The sequence below is a fragment of the Paenirhizobium cremeum genome (assembly GCF_047553425.1).
GTDB lineage: Bacteria > Pseudomonadota > Alphaproteobacteria > Rhizobiales > Rhizobiaceae > Allorhizobium > Allorhizobium cremeum.
Map to the genome: position 1 here is coordinate 3099368 of NZ_CP180217.1, position 15620 is coordinate 3114987.

16 protein-coding genes are annotated in these 15620 nt (G+C 62.2%); 3 read left to right on the top strand and 13 right to left on the bottom strand.

What is annotated here, in order from left to right; genetic code table 11:
* The 7 genes from ACLBKR_RS15195 to ACLBKR_RS15225 all read right to left on the bottom strand — a co-directional run bounded on the left by ACLBKR_RS15195 (position 1) and on the right by ACLBKR_RS15225 (position 6374).
* Entirely contained in the window at positions 1–579 is a 579-nt protein-coding gene (locus tag ACLBKR_RS15195; protein WP_112831336.1) for a PQQ-dependent catabolism-associated CXXCW motif protein, read from the bottom strand.
* The gene (locus tag ACLBKR_RS15200; RefSeq protein WP_113426622.1) at positions 576–1442 is read right to left on the bottom strand and encodes a substrate-binding domain-containing protein; all 867 of its coding nucleotides are present in this window, start codon (positions 1440–1442) and stop codon (positions 576–578) included. Before ACLBKR_RS15200 ends, ACLBKR_RS15195 begins: the two co-directional genes overlap by 4 nt.
* Entirely contained in the window at positions 1402–1887 is a 486-nt protein-coding gene (locus tag ACLBKR_RS15205) for a c-type cytochrome, methanol metabolism-related (protein WP_244710082.1), read from the bottom strand. Before ACLBKR_RS15205 ends, ACLBKR_RS15200 begins: the two co-directional genes overlap by 41 nt.
* A 122-nt stretch (positions 1888–2009) precedes the next feature.
* Positions 2010–3812: a lanthanide-dependent methanol dehydrogenase XoxF5 gene (gene xoxF5 / locus ACLBKR_RS15210; RefSeq protein ID WP_112831339.1), complete on the bottom strand. Its 1803-nt coding sequence runs from the start codon at positions 3810–3812 to the stop codon at positions 2010–2012.
* 170 nt (positions 3813–3982) lie between these two features.
* Positions 3983–4390 (bottom strand): c-type cytochrome, encoded by a 408-nt coding sequence (locus tag ACLBKR_RS15215; protein ID WP_113447816.1) that lies wholly within the window; start codon positions 4388–4390, stop codon positions 3983–3985.
* A 14-nt stretch (positions 4391–4404) separates the two neighbouring features.
* Positions 4405–5235, bottom strand: coding sequence for an S-formylglutathione hydrolase (gene fghA / locus ACLBKR_RS15220; RefSeq protein ID WP_112831341.1), 831 nt, complete (start codon positions 5233–5235; stop codon positions 4405–4407).
* An 11-nt stretch (positions 5236–5246) separates the two neighbouring features.
* A complete protein-coding gene (locus tag ACLBKR_RS15225) occupies positions 5247–6374 on the bottom strand; it encodes an S-(hydroxymethyl)glutathione dehydrogenase/class III alcohol dehydrogenase (RefSeq protein ID WP_414899528.1) in 1128 nt (375 codons plus the stop codon).
* 164 nt (positions 6375–6538) lie between these two features.
* Between ACLBKR_RS15225 and ACLBKR_RS15230 the strand changes: the two genes are divergently transcribed.
* On the top strand, positions 6539–7132 hold the full coding sequence (locus tag ACLBKR_RS15230) for a hypothetical protein (protein ID WP_113426590.1): 594 nt from the start codon (positions 6539–6541) through the stop codon (positions 7130–7132).
* A gap of 24 nt (positions 7133–7156) precedes the next feature.
* On the opposite strand, the gene ACLBKR_RS15235 is transcribed toward ACLBKR_RS15230, so the two are convergent.
* Positions 7157–8221: a quinoprotein relay system zinc metallohydrolase 2 gene (locus ACLBKR_RS15235; RefSeq protein ID WP_414899530.1), complete on the bottom strand. Its 1065-nt coding sequence runs from the start codon at positions 8219–8221 to the stop codon at positions 7157–7159.
* A gap of 166 nt (positions 8222–8387) precedes the next feature.
* Between ACLBKR_RS15235 and ACLBKR_RS15240 the strand changes: the two genes are divergently transcribed.
* Entirely contained in the window at positions 8388–9200 is an 813-nt protein-coding gene (locus ACLBKR_RS15240; protein ID WP_414899532.1) for a quinoprotein dehydrogenase-associated SoxYZ-like carrier, read from the top strand.
* 12 nt (positions 9201–9212) lie between these two features.
* On the opposite strand, the gene ACLBKR_RS15245 is transcribed toward ACLBKR_RS15240, so the two are convergent.
* The 5 genes from ACLBKR_RS15245 to ACLBKR_RS15265 all read right to left on the bottom strand — a co-directional run bounded on the left by ACLBKR_RS15245 (position 9213) and on the right by ACLBKR_RS15265 (position 14493).
* The gene (locus ACLBKR_RS15245; protein ID WP_112828461.1) at positions 9213–9566 is read right to left on the bottom strand and encodes a hypothetical protein; all 354 of its coding nucleotides are present in this window, start codon (positions 9564–9566) and stop codon (positions 9213–9215) included.
* Positions 9563–10240, bottom strand: a complete 678-nt coding sequence (locus ACLBKR_RS15250; RefSeq protein WP_414899534.1) for a hypothetical protein — start codon at positions 10238–10240, stop codon at positions 9563–9565. The genes ACLBKR_RS15245 and ACLBKR_RS15250 overlap by 4 nt, the downstream gene beginning before the upstream one ends.
* A 95-nt stretch (positions 10241–10335) precedes the next feature.
* Positions 10336–12585 (bottom strand): PAS-domain containing protein, encoded by a 2250-nt coding sequence (locus tag ACLBKR_RS15255; RefSeq protein ID WP_414899536.1) that lies wholly within the window; start codon positions 12583–12585, stop codon positions 10336–10338.
* Positions 12582–13754 (bottom strand): FIST N-terminal domain-containing protein, encoded by a 1173-nt coding sequence (locus ACLBKR_RS15260; RefSeq protein ID WP_113426586.1) that lies wholly within the window; start codon positions 13752–13754, stop codon positions 12582–12584. Before ACLBKR_RS15260 ends, ACLBKR_RS15255 begins: the two co-directional genes overlap by 4 nt.
* Positions 13755–13803: 49 nt before the next feature.
* The gene (locus ACLBKR_RS15265; RefSeq protein WP_112828465.1) at positions 13804–14493 is read right to left on the bottom strand and encodes a response regulator transcription factor; all 690 of its coding nucleotides are present in this window, start codon (positions 14491–14493) and stop codon (positions 13804–13806) included.
* Between the two features lie 369 nt (positions 14494–14862).
* Between ACLBKR_RS15265 and ACLBKR_RS15270 the strand changes: the two genes are divergently transcribed.
* Positions 14863–15585 (top strand): GntR family transcriptional regulator, encoded by a 723-nt coding sequence (locus ACLBKR_RS15270; protein ID WP_414899539.1) that lies wholly within the window; start codon positions 14863–14865, stop codon positions 15583–15585.
* Positions 15586–15620: the final 35 nt, after the last annotated feature.

The window sequence follows — 15620 nt, forward strand, 5'->3', positions numbered from 1 at the left end:
TCAGGAACCGCCCGGCTCCGGCGTCAATTGTTCGCTCGGATAACCGGCAGCCGCCCAGCCATCGCTGCCGTCAGGATACCAGTAGACCTTGCCGTAACCGAGTTCCAGCGCACGCCGGGCAGCGTTCCACGACATCCAGCAATCCGGCAGGCAGAAGAACAGCAGGGGATGTTCCTTGTCGCCACCCGATGCCTTTTCGAGCCCCTTGCGAAAATAGTCGAGCGTCACATCGGCGAGCTTGCCGTAGCCTGTGTTCGGAAGCCAGAGCGCACCCTTGACCGAGATCCGCGGCTTTTCCTTCCAGATGGTGCCCTCCGGCAGGTCTTTCGGCTTCGGCGGGCGGGGCAAAACGTCGATGAATTCGGCTTCGCCGCTTGCCCAAAGCCGATGGGCCTCTTCCGTCGAAACGACGGTTGCGCCGGCAAGCGTCGCCGGCACCGGAGCGCGATATTCGTCCTGCCGGTAATCTCCAGGTTCCTCGGCCACCGTCTTCGACGCGGGCACCTCTTCGGCCACGGCGAGGCCCGCAACGGCAAGGACGAAGAGGAAAGGCAAAACCACCTTGCTGCGCGCGGTCATTTCTTTGCCTCCAGCGGTCCCGTGCCCATGTCGTTCAACAGCGGCACGCCGGCATCGGTCAGGATGGCATTGATCTTGTCCTGGTTGCGCCGGATCAGCGAATTGAGCTTGCGCTCCCAGACCTTTTCCCCCTGCCGCACGCCCATGGTGATGCGGTAGAAGAGCTTCGGCGGCGTGGTTTCCGAAAGAAGCGGGATCAGCTTGAATTCCGGATAGCCCTGCTTGACCAGCGGACCGCCGATCGGCCCCCAGAGTATGGCGGCGTCGATCGTTCCCGCCTTCAGGTCCGAGAGCATTTCGCCCGCCGGGTTTTCATAGCGTCGGTCGACCATCAGATCGTAACCCTTGGCTTTCGCAATCAGCCCGTAATGCGTCATCTGCGTCGCCGGTGGACTGCCGGCCACCACGCCGATGCGCTTGTCCCTGAGTGCCGCATCGCCGATCGTCGTCACGCCCGAAAGCGGGCCATCCGCAGGTACGATCAGTACGTAGCCGGAGGTGTAGTAATGATTGGTGTTGAGCACCATCTCGTCGCCTTGGGCATAGCCTATGACCACGTCGCATTTGTTGGCCTGAAGCGTCCGCCGGATGAAGCCCGTCGCCATGGGAAACCACGTATATTCCAGCGGCAGCTTCAACTCCGCCGCGAAGAGTTCGGCAATCCGGTTTTCGAAACCGGCGCCGGCTTGATCCGACATGGGCAGGTTGGCGGGATCCGCACAGACGCGAAACGCCGTCTTCGACACCAGATCGGACGTCTGGGCGAAGACCGGCGCATGACCCGAGACCGCGAGCCCGAAGGCGAGCAGCCCTGCCCACAGCCTAGCGGCCAAGGCAATCGGCTTCCGCTTGACGGATCGCATCGGATTTGTCCTCTCTCTTGGCCGGGCGACCGCGCGGCAGCGCATCCGTACCGCGTGCCTTCAGGTAGACGTAGATGTCGTCGAGATAGCACATGACGTTGACGTTATCGCCGAAGGCCGGCATCACCGAATTATGGGACGCGTCCACCTTCTTGCGACCGTTCGTCACCACGTCGACGAAGGCGTAATAATCCATGTTGACAGCGGAGTTCTTCAGCGCCGGCGCATAGGAAGAGCCCTCGCCTTCCGGCCCGTGACAGACGTGACATTCCGAATGATAGCGCCGGAAGCCGGAATAGGTCAGCCAGTCGATCGTCCCGTCCGGTGCGATCTTGTAGGTCGGCACGCCGTCTGCCGTATAATAGCGGCCGTCCTCGCTGGTGACGGCGGTAATGTTGTCGACCTTCTTTTCGGCATCCTGCGACAGAACGGGTCCGGCAAGCATCGATGCGGCGAGGGCGATCGGCAAGACTTTTGCAAAGCTGTTCATATTGTGTCCTTCTGGGCCTTGAGAGCAAACTGGCGCGGGCTTTTCTCCCGCGCCAGTTCTCTGGCGTTTGGCCGCCGTCAGTTCGGCAGCGAGAACACGGTCAGCGTGCCGCCGAGCGCCGTATAATCGCTGAGCGCCGCATAACCACCGACAGCACCGAGACCTTCGTTCGGGTTGGTCAGGCCGGCTGCGAGGCCGATACCGGCCCAGCCGCCGACGCCCGAAAGCACGGCCACGTACTGCTTGCCGCCATGGCTGTAGGTCATGACGTTGCCGATGACCCCCGATGGCGTCTTGAAGCGATAGAGTTCCTTACCACTATCGGCGTCGACGGCCTTCAGATAGCCTTCCAGCGTGCCGTAGAAGACGACATTGCCTGCCGTGGCGAGCGCGCCGGACCAGACGGAGAACTTCTCGGGCAGCGACCACTTGATCTTGCCTTCCTTGTTGTCCCAGGCAATGAAATTGCCCATGCCGCCATGGCTGCCCGGTGCCGGATACATCGAGAGCGTCGCCCCGACATAGGGCTGGCCGGCGGTGTAGCTGACACGGAACGGTTCGTAATCCATGCAGACATGGTTGGTCGGCACGTAGAACAGTTCGGTCTTCGGCGAATAGGCGGCCGGCTGCTGGTCCTTGGTGCCGAGAGCGGCGGGGCAGATGCCGGTCGAGTTGACGTCTTCGCCGTTCTTCTCGGTCGAGTACTGCGCAACGACCTGCGGACGGCCGTATTGTTCGGACTTCGGGTCCATCACGACCTCGGTCGCCCAGTTGACGGCGGGATCGTATTTCTCCGCAACCAGAAGCTCGCCCGTTAGCCGGTCCAGCGTATAGCCGAAGCCGTTACGGTCGAAATGGGTGAGCAGCTTGCGGCTCTTGCCGCCGAAATCCTGCTCCGTCAGGATCATCTCGTTGACGCCGTCATAGTCCCATTCGTCATGGGGCGTCATCTGGTAGACCCATTTCGTCATGCCGGTATCGACATCGCGGGCGAAGATGGTCATGGACCAGCGGTTGTCGCCCGGACGCTGGGTCGGGTTCCAGGTCGAGGGGTTACCCGAGCCGTAATAGATCAGGTTCTCCTCCGGATCGTAGGAATACCAGCCCCAGGTCGTGCCGCCGCCGATCTTCCACTGATCGCCTTCCCAGGTGGTCAGACCGGAATCCTTGCCGACCGGTTTGCCGAGATGGGTGGTCTTTTCCGGATCGATCAGCGTGTCGCTGTCGGGACCCATCGAATAGCCGCGCCACAAAAGCTTGCCGTCTGCCATGGAATAGGCGGTCACCGAACCGCGTACGCCGAACTCGCCGCCGGAAATGCCGACGATGACCTTGTCCTTGACCGGCAATACTGTCGCGGTATTGGTTTCGCCCTTCTTCGGATCGCCGTTCTTGACGCTCCAGATCATCTTTCCGGTCTTGGCATCGAGTGCGACGACGGTGGTGTCAGCCTGGTGCAGGAAGATCTTGCCCTCGGCATAGGCGACACCGCGATTGACGGTATCGCAGCACATCACCGGAATGACGTCCGGATCCTGCTTGGGTTCGTATTTCCAGACGATCTGGCCTTCCTTGTCGAGGTCGAGCGCGAAGACCGTGTTGGGGAACGGCGCATGCACATACATCATGTTGCCGACGACCAGCGGAGAGCCTTCATGGCCACGCAGGACGCCCGTCGAGAAGGTCCAGGCGACCTGCAGCTTTCCGACGTTTTCCTTGTTGATCTGATCGAGCTTCGAATAACGCTGGTTGGCGTAATCGCCCGTCTGAATGACCCACTGGTTGGGGTCGTCGATCTGTTTCTGCAAATCCGAATTGGCGAAGGCGACCTGCGAGCTGCCTAGCGCGAATGCGGCGAGCAATGTGAGCAATCTCTTCATGCTATCCTCCCGTTGGGTACCGCCGATCAGGGTCCTCCACCCCCTTCGCCCCGGGACAACCTTTCGGTCTCCTCCATCCCGGCATCGGCCTTGCGAAGCGCCTCATGACCTTCCACGGCCGGTTCCGCCGGCGCTCCGGTCCATGCTAAAGTGGTTATCCTGGCTCCTTTCTATTGGTTGAACGTCGATAGATAGGCGATGAGATCGGCCCGCTCCTGATCCTTGCGAATCCCCGCGAAAGTCATCTTCGTTCCGGGCACGAATGCCTTCGGATTGGTCAGGAACTCCGAAATCTTCTCGGGCGCCCACACCAGCCCTTCCCCTGCCACCTTGGCCATGCCCGCGGAATAGGAGTAATCGGCGATGCTGCCAGCGGGACGCCCGACCACGCCCGTCAGCAGCGGTCCCGTCTTGCTGACCGCGCCGGGACCGATCGCATGGCAGGCCTGACACTTGCGGAAAACCTTCTCTCCCGCGGCGGGGTCGCCATTGAGGCCCTCCATCGCCGTGACCGGTGCGGCAAGGCTCGTCGCGAGCGTGCCGGCCAATGCAAAAATCAAAGCCTGTCGTGAAATCATGCCTGTCCTCTCCTTCAGGCGGCCTTCAGCCGCTCCGCATGCCAACGCACATGGTCCTCGGCGAAACTCGCCACGAAATAGTAGCTGTGATCGTATCCGGCCTGCATGCGCAGCATGCCGGGCTGGCGCCGCTCCGCCATCAGCCGTGCCATCGCCTCGGGTCGCAACTGCTCGAGAAACTGGTCGGATGAACCCTGATCGATCAGGATGTCTCCATTCCAGCCGAGATCGGCCAGGAGAAGGCAGGCGTCGTGTTTCGCCCAATGAGCTTCGTCGTCGCCGAGATAGGCGGAAAACTGTTTCCTTCCCCAGTCCGAACGCGTCGGGTTGACGATCGGCGCAAAGGCCGAGAGCGACCGGAAGGTCTCCGGATTGCGAAACGCGATGGTCAAGGCGCCGTGGCCACCCATCGAGTGGCCGGTGATGCCGAAGACGCCGTTGAGCGGCAACTCCTTCTGTAGCAGCGCCGGCAGTTCGGAAACGACGTAGTCATACATGCGGAAATGCCGCGCCCAGGGCTTCTGCGTCGCATTCACGTAGAAACCGGCGCCCTGTCCGAGATCGTATGCCTGATCGTCCGCAACACCCTCGCCCCGCGGAGAGGTGTCCGGAAAGACGACCGCCAGATCATGTTCCGACGCATATTTCTGCAGTCCCGCCTTTATCATGGCGTTCTCATGGGTGCAGGTCAGCCCCGACAGATACCAGAGCAGCGGCACCGGACGGGTCCGCGCCACAGGCGGCAGGTAGAGGCCGAAAGTCATTTCCGCAGCGCAGGCTTCGGACCGGTGCCGGTAGACCGACTGTGTTCCCCCGAAGCTCTGGCTTTGCGACACGAGTTCCATCCCACGCGCCTTCAATAGACGACGACGCCGCGGATGGATTCACCCTTGTGCATGAGTTCGAATCCCTTGTTGATGTCGTCGAGCGGCATGGTGTGGGTAATCATGGGGTCGATCTGGATCTTGCCTTGCATGTACCAGTCGACGATTTTCGGCACGTCGGTTCGGCCGCGTGCGCCGCCGAAGGCCGTGCCCATCCACTGGCGGCCGGTGACGAGCTGGAAGGGGCGCGTCGAGATCTCCTGGCCGGCGCCGGCGACCCCGATGATGACCGATTTGCCCCAGCCGCGATGGGCACTTTCCAGCGCCTGGCGCATCACCCTGGTATTGCCGGTGCAGTCGAAGGTGTAGTCGGCGCCGCCGATCAGGTCGCCGTTGCGCTTCGTCAGGTTGACCAGATAGGGCACGATGTCGTCGCCGACCTCCTTCGGATTGACGAAATGCGTCATGCCGAACTTCTCGCCCCATGCCTTGCGGTCCGGATTGATGTCGACGCCGATAATCATGTCGGCGCCGGCAAGCCGCAGGCCCTGCAGCACGTTCAGGCCGATGCCGCCGAGGCCGAAGACGATGGCCGTCGAACCGATCTCGACCTTGGCGGTGTTGATGACGGCGCCGATGCCGGTGGTCACCCCGCAGCCGATGTAGCAGATCTTGTCGAAGGGGGCGTCGGGATTGACCTTGGCAACGGCGATCTCCGGCAGCACGGTGAAGTTCGAAAAGGTCGAGCAGCCCATGTAGTGGTGGATCTTGTCCTTGCCGATGGAAAAGCGCGAGGTGCCGTCGGGCATCAGGCCCTGACCCTGGGTGGCGCGGATCGAGGTGCACAGATTGGTCTTGCGCGACAGGCAGGAATAGCATTCGCGGCATTCCGGCGTGTAGAGCGGGATGACGTGGTCGCCCTTCTTCACCGAGGTGACGCCCGGCCCGACATCGACGACGATACCCGCGCCCTCATGGCCGAGGATCGCCGGAAACAGGCCTTCCGGATCGGCGCCCGACAGCGTGAAATCGTCGGTATGGCAGATCCCCGTCGCCTTCACCTCGATCAAAACTTCACCGGCACGCGGGCCGTCGAGCTCAACTTCAGTCACGACAAGGGGTTTTCCGGCCTCAACGGCCAGAGCAGCGCGTGTGCGCATGGATCGCCTCCCGAATGCTTGTATGATACCGGCCTTCTCCGGCCTTGGGTGCAGATTACAAACGGGCAAAGCGCAGTGACAATTGCGACCTTAGTGTGTGTATCGGCCCTTTTGGCATTCCGGTCGGTAGGCCTATACTGACGCTTGTCAGGGAGGACATCGTCATGAAAATCGCAAGCTTTGCGCTGTTTCTGGCGCTCGTGCCGGCTGTTGCCGGAGCCGCCGATTTTTCCGATCCGGACTGGCCCTGCATCCAGCGCAAGGTCGAAAACCTGTCGCCGGGACTGATGTGGCCGAAGCCCGTGACGAGGACGGCCCTGCCTCCGGAAGCCGCCGACCTCGCCGCCAGGCTTGCATTGCGCCGGGTGAGCCTCGAAGAGGCCGAAACGCAAGTCGGGGACTTCCTCGAAAAGACCGCGGGAGCCGATGCGCAACTTCTGGGCAACATCTTCTACGACGTCTTCGACAAGCTCGCCGAAGACCGCCATCGTCTCATCAGCGGCATAGCGCGCTATTCCCGCAACCAGATCGCCCTGTCGAAGAAGATCGAAGACAGCCGCAACGAGATGGCAAGGCTGACCGCCGAGAAGAGCCAGGATTTCGATCGAATCGACAAACTGGAAGAGCAGATCGACTGGGATGAACGCATCTACAAGGATCGCACGCAGGCGCTGACCTATGTCTGCGAGACGCCGGTGATTATCGAGAAACGCGCGTATGCGATCGCCCAGCTCCTGTTGAAGCACGTTCCCGATTGACATTTCCGGCTTGCCGGATCGGGATCATTCCCATTCGAGTTCGGTATAGGCCGCCGTCGCGTTGCGCGGATTGTAGAGGTCGAACAGGGCCCAGTTGCGCGCCTCGCCGGCGCCGATGCTACGGGAGGCCTCGGCAAGCGGCACACCCGCCTTCACGGCCGACCGCGTGTCGGTTTCCAGCACCTCCAGATAATGCGCCAGGGCCGACATGCCGGATGGCCAGTCGAGCGCCGGGCGGCCATGCCCCGGCACGGCGCGAGCAGCCTTCATCCCCGAAAGGTCATCCAGCACCGAACGCCAGCCCTTCAACGAACCGTCGAGCGCCGGCGCATGCTCGTCGAAAAGCAGGTCGCCCGCGATCAGTGTCGCGGTCTGCCTGTCGAAGACGGTGAGATCGGAGAATGTGTGCGCTGTCGGCCATGCCTTGAGGTCGATCAGCCTTTCGCCGAGATCGATCGTCTCCGTACCGGCAACCACGCGATCCGGCGCGACGATGCGGCTCCCGAGAAAGGCCTCTTCGCCGATCAGACGACCGAAACTGGCCTGATAGCTTTCCGCCCGATCGGCAAGAGCCCTTGGCAGGTTCTGCTGGCCTACGATCGCCGCCCCGGCCTCGCGCAGGGGTTCGGCGCCGAACACATGGTCGGGATGCATATGGGTCAGAACGAGATGGGAGATCGGCAGCGCGGTCCGCTCGCGAACGGCGAGATAGACCTCCTCGCCAATCTGGCGGGAACCGCCGGCATCGACAACCGCAACGCTTTCCTTTCCCACCACGAGGACAATGTTGGAGACGTCGCCGGCATTCCCGGCATCCGGTTCCGCCACTTCACCGCGATGCACGAACAATCCCGGCGCTATCTCTGTAAACGCGAGCCTCGATAACGGACGTGTCCGGCAGAACGGTTCAGCCGGGGCAAAGCCGGAAAGCCAGGAGGGAGGGCGATGCCGTACGCGCCGCTCGCATTCGGCTTCTGTGACCGCCCCATAGCCCGGCAGCAGCGCCAGCCGGCACGGCCCGCCGGCGGGCGAAGCATCCGACGCTTCGACGGCCGAAAGCAGGCACAGGGACACGAAAGCCTCGAACATCGGCCCATTCCTGTTGAGTGACACATGCGGGCCAGCCTGCGTCCGTGACGGCGACGCCTCAACACATCCGAAAGGCTCGGTTCTGTGTGCGTCCGACATGGCGTATGATGTTCGGCATGAGCGCCCCGGATCGTGCAACATCAACGGCAAAGGGGACATGGCCCCCATGAGATACATACTTGCAGCACTGTCGGTCCTGCTTTCGGCAGGTTTTGCCTTGGGTGACGAGCCGCGCCTCGATAATCCGATGGTCGAGAGCCCGACATGGAACGACATCAGGGGCGACATCTCGGGCGACGCCCCGCTGCTGGATGGCTCGAACCTTCTCACCCTGACCGCCCCCTATCGCGCCGATGACGCCGCCACCGTGCCGATCACCATCGAGCAGACGGATAAGACAGTGGGGCCCATCTCGTCGATCAAGCTGGTGATCGATGAAAACCCCTCGCCGCTCGCCGCGGAGATCCGGTTCGGTCCAGCCATGATGCCCCTGAAATTCGAGACGCGGGTAAGGGTGAACCAGTATTCCAACGTCCGGGTGATCGCGACCACGCCCGAGGGCAGCTACATGATCGGCCGTTTCGTCAAAGCGTCCGGCGGCTGCTCCGCGCCGGCGACGAAAGATCCGGCCGCCGCGCTGAAAGGCATGGGCGAGATGCGTCTGCGAAGCTTCGACACGGCAACGGCTGCACAGAACGTCCGGCGGGAGGCGCAGATCATGATAAGGCATCCGAATTATTCGGGGCTGCAGCGCGACCAGGTCACCCAGCTCTTCATTGGCGCCCATTTCATCAACGAGCTGGAGGTGCGTCAGGGCAATGAGTTGCTCTTCGCGCTGGAGGGCGGCATATCGATCAGCGAAAACCCGACCTTCCGCTTTGCCTACATCGACGATGGTTCGCCGGAACTTACCGTGCATGCGGTCGATACCGAGGGCAACGTCTTCGATCAGGCCTTGCCCAAACGTCCGCCCGCCTGACGTTTCAATGGTTCAGAAGCAAAGCATCTCCGCCTCGGCCTGTGCCCGTCTGAGTTCTGTCACCATGGCGCGCGGCACGACTGCGCTCTTGAACATCGAAAGCTGCTCGCCGGTGCCCTGCTGCAATGTCAGCACGGTCTCCGCCTCGACATATTTCTCATAAGGGAGGATGGAGGCGATCACATCTATCGAACAGGCGCACTGCCGCAGAACCGTACGGTTCTCGCCATTTGCCGCCATGCAGCCGAAGACATAATCGGCACGGGCTTCCGTCGGATAGTCGTTCAACCGTTCCGGCAGGCTTTGCCCGATGGCGGGCGCACCGAAAGCCGAAGCCAGCAGAAGGCAGACGACCGGCCGTTTCATGGCTTGTCCTCGGACTTGTCCGTCAGCGTGATGACATTGCGATAACCGGCATCCTCCGTCCCCTGCCCTTCCGGCACGGTGGCTTCCAGAGAGTAGAGCCAGCCGGGCACCTCCTCCGACACGGTGACGGACAACGCAAGCCCGGCAAATCGCCCCATCTTGTCGCGCGCCTTGTCCTTTTCCAGCGGCCGCAGCGTTACTTTCCGGGCGGCAATATCACGATCACCGAGATGCACGGAAACCGGCACGACCTCGGCATCCTTCAGCAGCGCCTCCTTGATCCGGTTACGGATGTAGAACGGGCTGCCGCCGGATTGCGCGGCGACATCCGTCAGCGTGCTTTCAAGAAAGTACATGATGAGCGGATTGCCGACCGAAGCCGGGAAATTGCCGAGAGACCGCATCCGGGGGCCCTGCCGCAGGATCAGCGCGACATTGTCGTCTCCGGTCAGTTGCAGACCGATATTGTCGCTATCCGGCGCTTCACCTTTTTTCCCGGCGGAAAGCACCCGATCGTAAAGCAGGGTATCCGGCGGTTCCTTTCCGGCCTTTGCCGGCGGCGAGGCCTCGAGTCCGGAAAGGGAACCCTTGTGGAAAAGAAGATCGTAGGTTCCGGCAGCCGATGCGATCCCGGCAGAGCCGAGCATCGCGAGAAGAAGCACGAACAGACGCATTGCCAACCTCCCTTTTACCTGAAGCCTAACGCCGTCTTCATCGGCCCGTCACCGCAGACATTGGTCTGTGTTTGGGCCTTAATCGACGCTCCGCCTCAGGCGACCCGCGCCCGGGTCTTCCAGTCGATCAGCGCCCTGAGACGCACGAGCTGGACCGGCTTGGTCAGGACGGCAAAGGACATCTCGTTCGCCTGCGCCTGGAAATCGCGGTGCCGGTTGGCGGAAATGATGATGGCGGGAATGTCGGAGCCGGCAAGCGCGCGCAGCGTGCGGATCGTCTCGATGCCGTTGTCCTCGTCGTCGAGCTGGTAATCCGCAAGCACGATGTCGGGCGCGGTTCCGATCTCCTGCATCAGCGAAATCGCCTCGCGCGTCGAACCGGCCGCCAGCACGCTCGCACCCCATCCCTCCAATTTCTGCGTCATCGCATGCAGTTCGTCCGCATCGTTCTCGACCACCATGACGATCAGGTCGAGATCGCCCTCCGGCGCCGCCTCGACCACCGGGTTTTCGTAGAGGGCGACGGCACCCGGCGCCGTCAGCGGCACTTCGATCGAGAACATCGACCCCACGCCCGGCCGGGAAACGAGGCGCACGGGATGGTCGAGATGGCGGCAGGCCCTCTCGACGATCGAAAGCCCCAGCCCCATGCCCGTCCCCCGGCCTCCGCCACCGCGGGTGAACTCCTTGAACACCCGCGCCTGGTCGGCCTCCGATATGCCGATCCCCGTATCCCAGACCTCGATGCGCAGCCGCGAGCCGGCGAGCCGGCAACCGACCAGCACCCGGCCGCTTTCGGTATACTGGATCGCATTGACGACGAGATTCTGCACGGAACGCAGGAGATAACGCTGATCGCTCGTCACCCATCGGCTCGACGGCACGATCCTGAGTTCGATCCCCTTTTCAGCGGCAAAGGGAGCGAGGTCTTCGCTGAGCCCCTGCAACATGTTGCCGACAGAAAAGGAGGTGATGCTGAATTCGGCGCCGGAACTGTCGAGCCTCGATATGTCGAGGAGCGCCTGGAGAAGGGTCTCGATCGAGGTGAAGGAACGGTTGAGGCGGCTCACCACTTCCTTTGCACCGGCCTCTCCGACCGTCTCCGTCAGCATCGAAAGGTAAAGCTTGGCGGCGTTGATCGGTTGCAGAAGGTCATGGCTCGCGGCTGCGAGAAAACGGGTCTTGGAAACATGCGCCGCCTCCGCCGCCTCCTTGGCGAGACGCAACGCCCCCTCGATCTTGGTCTGCTCCGCGGCATGGACCTGCAATTGCCGATTGGCCTCGGTCAGTTCCGCGGTGCGCTCCGTGACCCTCTGCTCGAGCAGGGCGGCCGCTTCCGTTTCCGCCGTCACATCCATGAGCGAGACGATGAAACCATCGTCGGGCAGGCCATGCAGGCGCATATCGAGGCGCATGCCGTCTCGCCGGCGAAAATGCTGCTGCACGGTTTCCCCCCGCCGCAATGCCTTGAACCAGCGCGCAAGCTCCGGCCGGCGGGATTTCCGGTCGACGATTTCGTGACGCTCGACATGTTCTATGATCCGCTGAAACGGCGTGCCCTTCTTCAACAGCGACAGAGGCACGCCGAGCAATGCGCCGAAGCGCTCGTTATGCACGAGCAGCGCGCCTTCGGAGGAAAACGTGCAGACACCGAGCGACATGTGATCGAAGGCCGCCTGCAGAAGATGGGCCTGCTGGTCGATCAGCCGGTCCTTTTCCCGCCGGTTCTCCCGCACGAGATCGGTGATTTCCGTCTGCAGCACCGCGATATTGCCGGAACTGGTCTGGCGGCAGGAGATCTGGAACCAGCGGTCGTTGCGCAGGGCGATGACGAAAGAAGAAAAGCCGTGGCCGGATGTCTCCGGCAAACCGTTCGCCGGCGGCCGGCGAACGACCTTCACGCCATCGGTCTCCTCTCTTGCGAGATATTTGCTGGCCTCGACGGCCCGCAGATAATCGTCGAAGGCGAGCCCCGGTTTGATGATCGGCTCGACATCGGGAAGGAGCCGCCGGAACTGCGTGTTGCAGACCTGCAGCCGGTCCTCGGAGAAAAGGGCAAAGCCGCCCTCCATGGCAACCATGGCGTCGGCGAGATTGCGCTGCATGCGCTCCTGGGTCTGGTAGGCGATTTCAAGCTCGCTCGAAGCCCTTCCCAGCGTGTCGAGCGCCTTTTCCAGATCCTTTGTCTTTTCCCAGACCTTGGCCTGGAGCGTGATGGCGGACTGGAACAGCGAATAGGCCGTGCCGCCCACCTCATGCCCGCGTTCCGCGCGGTTAATCAGCGCCTCGATGATTTTCGCCTGCTTGGCGATCTGGACTTCGGCAGGATCGCTCGGATCGATCATAAGGCCGCCTCCCTCTTCGGCCGGAAGAAGGCGACACCCACGAAGGTCTGGTTCACATGAACGCCGAGATGCTGCTCGCCATAGGTGCTGAAGCCCACAACACGATGCTGGCGAAAGCGTTCCGATGCCTCGTCTGCCAGCCCCTTCCGCTCGATTTCCAGCTTGCGCAGATAGCAGTCGAAACCGAGGATGAAATCGGGATCGGCGCCATTCTCGTCGGTCACGGTCAGCCCGCTGTCCAGCGTGCGGATGATCTCCTTGCCTCGCCCCAGCGTCAGAAGCAGGCCGTCGTCGATCGCCGACAGGAAGGTCAGCCCGTGTTCTCCATGGATCTGCTGGATGGCGCGCACATGATAGAGATCGCGGTTGCGCACCAGCACCGGATTTTCGGCAAAGATGGTCGGTGAAAGTTCGTCGGTGGGAACGCCGACGAGACGGGCATATTCCTCCGCGGCGGGCGAGCCGTTGATCTCCAGCACCAGCCGCTCCTCGGGAACCGCACGGGTGACGACCATGCGGCGCTCCGTCGGCTGGAAATGGTCGAAACCCAGGCCCTGGAAATCCAGATCCGTTTCCAGCAACAGGAGGAGCGCGGCGTTGCTGTGGAACTGACCGTCACGCAGAACCTGCGTCTGCTGAAAGCGCAGGCCGTCACCGGCGGAGCCGCCAAATACCGGTATGTCGCCGAGCCCCGCTTCCAGCGCCGCGACAAGAATATCCTCCTGCTTGGACAGCCCATCGGCAAAAATTAGCGCCAGACGGCGGCGTCCCGGCGTGCTGCCGAACTGGACGGAAAGCCGCTCCGCCTGTGACACCACGTCGGCGATGGAAAGCGGCGAGATCGGCGAAAACAGGGCCGACGCGACCCGGAAATGGCTGCGCTCGAAAGCGAGCGCGACCAGTCCGTCATTGTCGTAGCCGAGCGGCGTAATCTGGCCCGCCGTCGTGCAGCCGAACACGACGGTATGCGGCATGGCATCGGCGAGCGCGGCCGGCAACGCTTCGCTCGCCAGCCGGCAGGGCACGAACAGCAGGATGAAGCTCGCTCGGGCATTTGCCAGCTGGCGGCGGATATCGGCGATGGCTTCCCTCGTGTCGCCGGCATGAGACACGGCGATCCGCACCGCTTTCGCGGGCTTCCTGTCAAGAGCTTCCCTTTGCGCCGTCACCCTCCTGCCATCCTCCCGTGAAGGCAAGCCACCGCGGCCATCGTCCCTTCTATTGAAGGTTGTGGCGGATGGAGACCTCCCTCACCAGCATCGCCGCCTGCGTGCGATTGTGCACGCCCAGCCGCCGCAGAAGCGCTGTGATATGCGCCTTCACGGTCGCTTCCGCGAGCTGCATCTCATAGGCAATCAGCTTGTTTGGCATGCCCTCGCAGATCAGGCTCAGGATGCGCGTTTGCTGCTGCGAAAGATGAGCGATCTTGCGCGAAATCGTCTCGACGGACCGGTCGTTCTCCTTGGCCCGGGCCGGCATGGCATAACCCGGCGGGACATAGGTCTTGCCGTTCCAGATGTCCGTCATCGCCTCCTGGAACACCTGACGGCCCGTTTCCTTGGGGATGAAACCCGCCGCGCCGGCGGAAATGACGGATTGCACCACACCTTCCGTCGTGATCGCCGAAATGACGATCACCGGAACATCGGGCATCTTTTCCTTTATCTTCAAGAAACCGCTCAGCCCCGACGCATCGGGCAGGTTGAGGTCGAGAATGACGAGATCCGGCGAAAACCGCATGCGCAACTGATGCAGTGCCTCGCCTAGCGTAGTCGCTGTTCGAATCCGGCGGGTATTGAAGATGCTCTCCATCGTCGTCGCAAGAGCATCGCAATAAAGCGGATGATCGTCGATCACCAGCGCCGACTTGATCGAAAGCGACGATACGGACAGTTCTGCCCGCGACATGGCTTTCCTCCCAAAAATATCCCTTGTCTGGATCACGGAGTGTCTTCACCCCGGTCCGCCTATCACTGGATTATTTCTGCTCCCAATTGTGGCCGGCTCTCCCCAGCGCAACCACTCCCATTTTGTTACACAGTTTTGCCATGCATGCAATTGCTGAATTCCCAGGCAGAAGCTGGCGTCAAATAAGGCAAATTTTCGAATTTGCTTATAATTCATCGCCCCCGGCGGCTATCGTCCCGGCAACTCCGCACAGCCCGCGGGCAATGCAGTGTATCGCAGAAAGGTGAAAGCGCCAGAAACGCCTTGCGCCTTTGACTTGTCGACAGTATGTCTACAAATTATCCCGCTCCAACGAACCGGTGCGTCACGATGCTTGAACCCACTCCCACGGACGACACCGCCGAGGCGCCACGCTCCCGCGGCTCCGGCACGCAGACCGTATATGCGACCCTGCGCCAGGAAATCCTGGCCATGACCCTGCCGCCGGGAAGCCCGCTCGACGAAGTCCGGCTTTCCGACCGCTTCGGCATGTCGCGCACGCCCATCCGCGAAGCCCTGTTGCGGCTTGCTTCCGACGGCCTCGTGACGACACTGCCGAACCGCAACACCATCGTCGCGACCATCGATTTCGCCACGCTGCCGACCTATTTCGACGCGCTGTCCCTGATGTACCGCGTGACGACCCGCGCAGCGGCCGCTCGCAAGAACCCGGCGATCATGGCAACCGTCCGCAAGCGCCAGAACGAATTCGAGGCCGCCGTGAGGGCACAGGACGCCTATGCGATGATCGAGGCGAACCGCGAATTCCACGTCGCCATCGCCGAACTGGGAGGCAACCCCTATTACACGACCTTCTTCGGCCGTCTGCTGGATGAAGGCCGACGTATTCTGAGGCTTTATTACTCGACCTTCGACGACCGCCTGCCACTGCAATATGTGCAAGAACACGAGGACATGATCGCCGCCATCGAGGCCGGAGACGTCGAGCGGGCCGATCGTCTGGCCATCGCCCATGCGGAACAGATCGTGCGCCAGATCCAGGAATACATCGCGCGCGACATGAACAGCGCCCTGTCGATCAACAATCTCTGACACACTCCCGCCGCCGATCGGATCAACATGTCCAG

Bases quoted from the DNA above. Each gene is read 5' to 3' on its own strand.
- ACLBKR_RS15240 (WP_414899532.1), top strand. From the start codon at position 8,388: ATGAGATACATACTTGCAGCACTGTCGGTCCTGCTTTCGGCAGGTTTT.
- ACLBKR_RS15225 (WP_414899528.1), bottom strand. From the start codon at position 6,374: ATGCGCACACGCGCTGCTCTGGCCGTTGAGGCCGGAAAACCCCTTGTC.
- ACLBKR_RS15235 (WP_414899530.1), bottom strand. From the start codon at position 8,221: ATGTTCGAGGCTTTCGTGTCCCTGTGCCTGCTTTCGGCCGTCGAAGCG.
- ACLBKR_RS15255 (WP_414899536.1), bottom strand. From the start codon at position 12,585: ATGATCGATCCGAGCGATCCTGCCGAAGTCCAGATCGCCAAGCAGGCG.
- ACLBKR_RS15230 (WP_113426590.1), top strand. From the start codon at position 6,539: ATGAAAATCGCAAGCTTTGCGCTGTTTCTGGCGCTCGTGCCGGCTGTT.
- ACLBKR_RS15215 (WP_113447816.1), bottom strand. From the start codon at position 4,390: ATGATTTCACGACAGGCTTTGATTTTTGCATTGGCCGGCACGCTCGCG.
- xoxF5 (WP_112831339.1), bottom strand. From the start codon at position 3,812: ATGAAGAGATTGCTCACATTGCTCGCCGCATTCGCGCTAGGCAGCTCG.
- ACLBKR_RS15200 (WP_113426622.1), bottom strand. From the start codon at position 1,442: ATGCGATCCGTCAAGCGGAAGCCGATTGCCTTGGCCGCTAGGCTGTGG.
- fghA (WP_112831341.1), bottom strand. From the start codon at position 5,235: ATGGAACTCGTGTCGCAAAGCCAGAGCTTCGGGGGAACACAGTCGGTC.
- ACLBKR_RS15250 (WP_414899534.1), bottom strand. From the start codon at position 10,240: ATGCGTCTGTTCGTGCTTCTTCTCGCGATGCTCGGCTCTGCCGGGATC.
- ACLBKR_RS15245 (WP_112828461.1), bottom strand. From the start codon at position 9,566: ATGAAACGGCCGGTCGTCTGCCTTCTGCTGGCTTCGGCTTTCGGTGCG.
- ACLBKR_RS15270 (WP_414899539.1), top strand. From the start codon at position 14,863: ATGCTTGAACCCACTCCCACGGACGACACCGCCGAGGCGCCACGCTCC.
- ACLBKR_RS15205 (WP_244710082.1), bottom strand. From the start codon at position 1,887: ATGCTTGCCGGACCCGTTCTGTCGCAGGATGCCGAAAAGAAGGTCGAC.
- ACLBKR_RS15265 (WP_112828465.1), bottom strand. From the start codon at position 14,493: ATGTCGCGGGCAGAACTGTCCGTATCGTCGCTTTCGATCAAGTCGGCG.
- ACLBKR_RS15195 (WP_112831336.1), bottom strand. From the start codon at position 579: ATGACCGCGCGCAGCAAGGTGGTTTTGCCTTTCCTCTTCGTCCTTGCC.